Here is a 4,883-nt window from a genome sequence, read left to right as displayed (position 1 = left end):
AGATTTCTGAAACAGTTCTAAGCAGCAGGAGGAAAATAGATTATGAGAACATCATTAAAATGGATTAAAGACCTTGTACCGGGTATTGAGGATCTGACACCTCAGGAATATCTGGATGCTATGACATTATCCGGTTCAAAGGGCGAATATTATGTCGAATTAGACAAGAATCTCGAGAATATTGTTATCGGACAGATTTTAAAAATCGAAAAGCATCCTGATGCCGACAAACTGGTCATCTGCCAGGTGAATGTTGGTCAGGAAGAACCTGTACAGATCGTCACAGGTGCACCAAACGTTTTTGAAGGCGCTGTTGTTCCGGTTGTCCTTGCAGGCGGAAAAGTTGCCGGCGGTCATGACGGCAGCACCCCTCCGGAAGAGGGCATCAAGATCAAAAAGGGCAAACTCCGCGGTGTACCAAGTAACGGTATGATGTGTTCCATCGAAGAACTGGGTTCCAGCCGCGATATGTATCCGGATGCCCCTGAAAACGGTATCTATATCTTTAAGAACAGAGACGATATCAAACCGGGAGATGACGCAATCAAGGCTCTGGGCTTAGATGACGCTGTTATTGAATACGAGATCACATCCAACCGTGTAGACTGCTTCAGTATTCTCGGTATTGCAAGAGAAGCTGCTGTTACATTCGGCAAACCATTCTGTCCGCCGGTTGTAGAACCAACAGGCAACGATGAGGATGTCAACGATTTTATCAGCGTTGAAGTCAATGATACAGAACTGTGCCCGCGCTACACAGCCCGTGTGGTTAAGAATATCAAGGTCGGACCATCTCCTGAATGGATGCAGCGTCGTCTGGCTGCTCAGGGCATCCGTCCGATCAACAATATCGTCGATATTACCAACTATGTCATGGAAGAATACGGTCAGCCGATGCATGCCTATGACCTTTCTACCATCGCAGGCCAGAAGATCATTGTCCGCCGTGCCGAAGACAACGAGAAATTTGTTACTCTGGATGGCCAGGAGAGAACACTGGACAGCTCTATGCTGATGATCTGTGATGCAGAGAAACCAGTTGGTATCGCAGGTATCATGGGCGGCGAAAATTCCATGATCACAGATGACGTAGATGCTATTTTATTTGAAGCAGCCTGCTTTGACGGCACCAATATCCGTCTCTCCGGCAAGAAACTCGGTATGCGTACCGATGCCCAGAGCAAATTCGAAAAGGGTCTGGATCCGAATAATGCCAGTGCAGCCATCGACCGTGCCTGCCAGTTGATCGAAGTGCTGGGCTGCGGCGAAGTTGTCGGCGGTATGGTAGACGTTTACGGCAAAGTCAAAAAGCCTCATGAAATTCCTTTCCAGCCTGAGAGAATTAACCGTCTACTTGGTACTGATTTATCTGCTGAACAGATGCTTGATTACTTCAAGTCACTGGAACTTGAATACGATGCTGACAGAAATGTCATGATTATCCCGACATTCAGACAGGATCTTCTGGGCACAGCAGACCTTGCTGAAGAAGTTGCAAGATTCTATGGCTACTCCAATATTCCTTCTACACTGCCAAGCGGCGAATCCACCAGCGGTAAAGTTTCCTTCAAGCACAGAGTCGAAGATGTTGCCAAGGAAACTGCTGAATTCTGCGGATTCTCCGAGGGTATGACTTTCTCCTTTGAAAGCCCGAAGGTATTTGACAAACTCCGTCTTGATGCTGATGATCCGCTGCGTCGGGCAATCACTATTGCCAATCCACAGGGTGAAGATTACAGTATCATGAAGACAACACCTTTAAACGGCATGCTTGTTTCTCTGGCAAGAAACTTCAACCGCCGCAACAAAGATGTGAAATTATACGAAATGGCCAAGATTTATCTGCCTAAATCACTGCCACTGACAGAATACGCTGATGAACGTGTTCAGTTTACGCTCGGTTTCTACGGCGAAGGCGATTTCTTCACAATGAAAGGTGTTGTGGAGGAATTTCTTGAAAGAGCAGGTATGCATGATATCGTTGATTATGATCCAAATGCCGGCAAAAACTTTCTGCATCCGGGTCGCCAGGCCAACATCATTTACCAGGGTAAAGTCATCGGCTACATGGGTGAAGTTCATCCGGAAGTATGCGAAAACTATGACATGAAGACACGTGCTTACATTGCCGTTCTTGATATGCCTTTCATTACAGAAATGGCAACATTTGACCGTCATTTCAAAGGCATTGCCAAACATCCTGCTGTAAACCGTGATATCAGTATGGTGGTTAAGAAAGACATCCTTGTTGGTCAGATTGAAAAAGTCATCCGCGAAAAGGGCGGTCATCATCTTGAAAGCTACCATCTGTTTGATATCTACGAAGGTTCACAGATCAAAGCGGGTTACAAGTCCGTTGCTTACTCCATCACTTTCAGAGCAAACGACAGAACACTGGAAGAAAAAGATATCACAGCAGCTATGGACAAGATTATTGCCGGCCTTGAAGACCTTGGCATCGAACTGAGAAAATAGAGGCTGACAGACAATGAAAACAAGTGATTTTTATTACGATCTTCCTGAAGAACTGATCGCTCAGGATCCGTTAGAAGACCGGTCAAGTTCCAGACTCATGGTGCTTGACCGCGAAAGCGGTAATATCAGCCATCATATCTTCAAGGATATTATTGATTATTTAAACCCTGAAGACTGTCTTGTTATCAATGATACAAAGGTCATTCCGGCAAGACTCTATGGTGTGAAAGAGGATACCGGTGCCCACATTGAAATTCTCTTATTGAAGAGAAGAGAAAATGATGTCTGGGAGACACTGGTTCGTCCGGGCAAAAAAGCAAAACCGGGTACCCGCCTGACATTTGGTGACGGGCGTCTGAAAGCAGAAGTCATTGATGTGGTGGAAGAGGGCAACCGTCTGATCCATTTTGAATACGAAGGTATTTTTGAAGAAATCCTTGACCAGTTAGGTGAAATGCCGCTGCCGCCATATATCACCCACAAGCTTCAGGACAAAAACCGTTACCAGACGGTCTATGCCAAACATGAAGGCAGTGCCGCTGCACCCACAGCCGGACTGCATTTTACACCGGAACTTCTGGCGGCCATTGAAGCCAAAGGCATCCGCATCGCCCGTGTGACCCTTCATGTGGGCCTGGGCACATTCCGTCCTGTTAAGGTGGAGGATGTGACACAGCACCATATGCATTCTGAGTATTATCAGGTCACTCAGGAAGCCGCTGATATCATCAATGATACAAAAAAACGCGGTGGCAGAGTCATCGCCGTTGGTACCACCAGCACACGTACACTGGAATCCGTAGCGGATGAAGACGGCACCATGCATGCTGCAGGAGGATGGACGGAAATTTTCATCTATCCGGGCTACAAATTCAAATGCATTGATGCGCTCATTACCAATTTCCACCTTCCGGAATCAACACTTCTAATGCTCGTCTCTGCACTGGCAGGCAAAGAGCATATTATGCATGCCTACGAGACAGCTGTTCAGGAGCGTTATCGTTTCTTCAGCTTCGGGGATGCTATGATGATTGTGTAGCCTCCAAATCTAACAAATGTGAGGTTATCCCAGAAATCAGGAAAAGTAAATAATGGGACAAAGAGAAACCCAGGAGTGTAAATGCTCCTGGGTATTTTTAGCATCAAGAATCCTTATAAGTGAATGTATGGGACAGCCCATTGCGGAACACAACCGTTTCCGGACGCCCGTCTCTCAGGATGATAGAATCCAGAATTGAGACAAAGAAGTTTTTCAGGATCTCCGGATCCAGCGATTCAGCCAGACTTTCATAGTAGATGTACTGTTTATCTGCCAACTTCTGCGTCAGGATGAAGGAAGATGCCTGGCGGATAAATTCTTCATCGTTCATGGTACGCATCCATGGTTCCTGAGACATCATGCCAATGGCTTCGTTGATCTCCTGGAGCCGATCTGTGATCTGTTGCTTCCGGACAAGGTACTCACGTTCAGATATAGAATCATCGCTGTAGAGGTACAGATCATTCAGACGATCCAGAGCACGTTGCTGTTTCTTCTGATCTGCCATCATGCGTTTTAACTCCGGATCCATCTTAGGTTTTGATCGTGGACGCTTCAAGAGTACCGGATCACTTCCGGAACATTTCTCCAGCATATTGAGAAGAGACGCCAACCCGTCAGGATCTACATGATCGACATTAGAAAAAGTGCTGCCATGTAGCAAGCGCTTCTGGAGATCATCCGTGGAATGGATGTAAGCAAACTGCTTCTGAGCATTCAGGATATTCAGGATGTAGTTCAGAAGGAACTCGCCCAGGACAACATCCGAAGTATATTTTGCATGGCAAGTTTTCGTTTTCCGGACATTCGGGCATCCGTATTTTGACGGACGATATCCGGAGACATGGAGCTTACCTGGAGAAGCAGTAAAAGCGGATCCACACTCTGCACACCAGACAAGTCCGGAGAATACGTGAACATTCTTCTGAGCCGTCTTTCTTCCTGGGGTATTCCGATACCGGGCATTCTTATCAAGGGTAGCTTGGATCCGATCGAACCGATCCGGATCAATGGAAGCCGGGTGGTGGTTTTCTACGATAACCCACTCCGATTCGTCCTTAATCGCTTTTCTTCCTGGAATCTTGTAATAGTTGTACCGATACACGCCTTTATACCACGGATTCCGTAAAATAGTCCACACTGCCACCGGGCTCCACATATTTCCGTTTCTGGAACGATATCCAGCCTCATTCAGCCTCCTAGAAGTATGTACAATGGATTGTGTATCTTCGTAGGTTTCTACCATGAAGTTGTAGATTTTGTTTTCCTCCGGATCTATGGAGAATACCTGAGTAGGCTTATCATAAGAGTAACCGAACGGAATACGCCCGCCATTCCATACACCATTAGAGGCACGGTTAATCATGGT

At 46.4% G+C, this 4,883-nt stretch carries 3 protein-coding genes; 2 read left to right on the top strand and 1 reads right to left on the bottom strand.

From position 1 onward, the window contains the following. Window positions 1-42 precede the first annotated feature (42 nt). A complete protein-coding gene (gene pheT, locus WMO25_RS15005; RefSeq protein ID WP_349085991.1) occupies window positions 43-2,475 on the top strand; it encodes a phenylalanine--tRNA ligase subunit beta in 2,433 nt (810 codons plus the stop codon). 13 nt (window positions 2,476-2,488) lie between these two features. Next, window positions 2,489-3,514 (top strand): tRNA preQ1(34) S-adenosylmethionine ribosyltransferase-isomerase QueA, encoded by a 1,026-nt coding sequence (gene queA, locus WMO25_RS15000; protein WP_253059916.1) that lies wholly within the window; start codon window positions 2,489-2,491, stop codon window positions 3,512-3,514. Between the two features lie 103 nt (window positions 3,515-3,617). Here queA and WMO25_RS14995 read toward each other — a convergent pair. Further along, window positions 3,618-4,883 (bottom strand): recombinase family protein (locus WMO25_RS14995; RefSeq protein ID WP_349085988.1); only part of this gene is annotated, 1,266 nt, incomplete at its 5' end.

Source organism: Coprococcus intestinihominis (genome assembly GCF_040096555.1).
Classification (GTDB): Bacteria; Bacillota; Clostridia; order Lachnospirales; family Lachnospiraceae; genus Coprococcus_A; species Coprococcus_A intestinihominis.
Note: the sequence above shows the minus strand (reverse complement) of the source record. Positions and strands in the feature narration are given on the sequence as shown.

Excerpts from the sequence above, each read along its gene's own strand:
- pheT (WP_349085991.1), top strand. The coding sequence starts at position 43 with ATGAGAACATCATTAAAATGGATTAAAGACCTTGTACCGGGTATTGAG.
- queA (WP_253059916.1), top strand. The coding sequence starts at position 2,489 with ATGAAAACAAGTGATTTTTATTACGATCTTCCTGAAGAACTGATCGCT.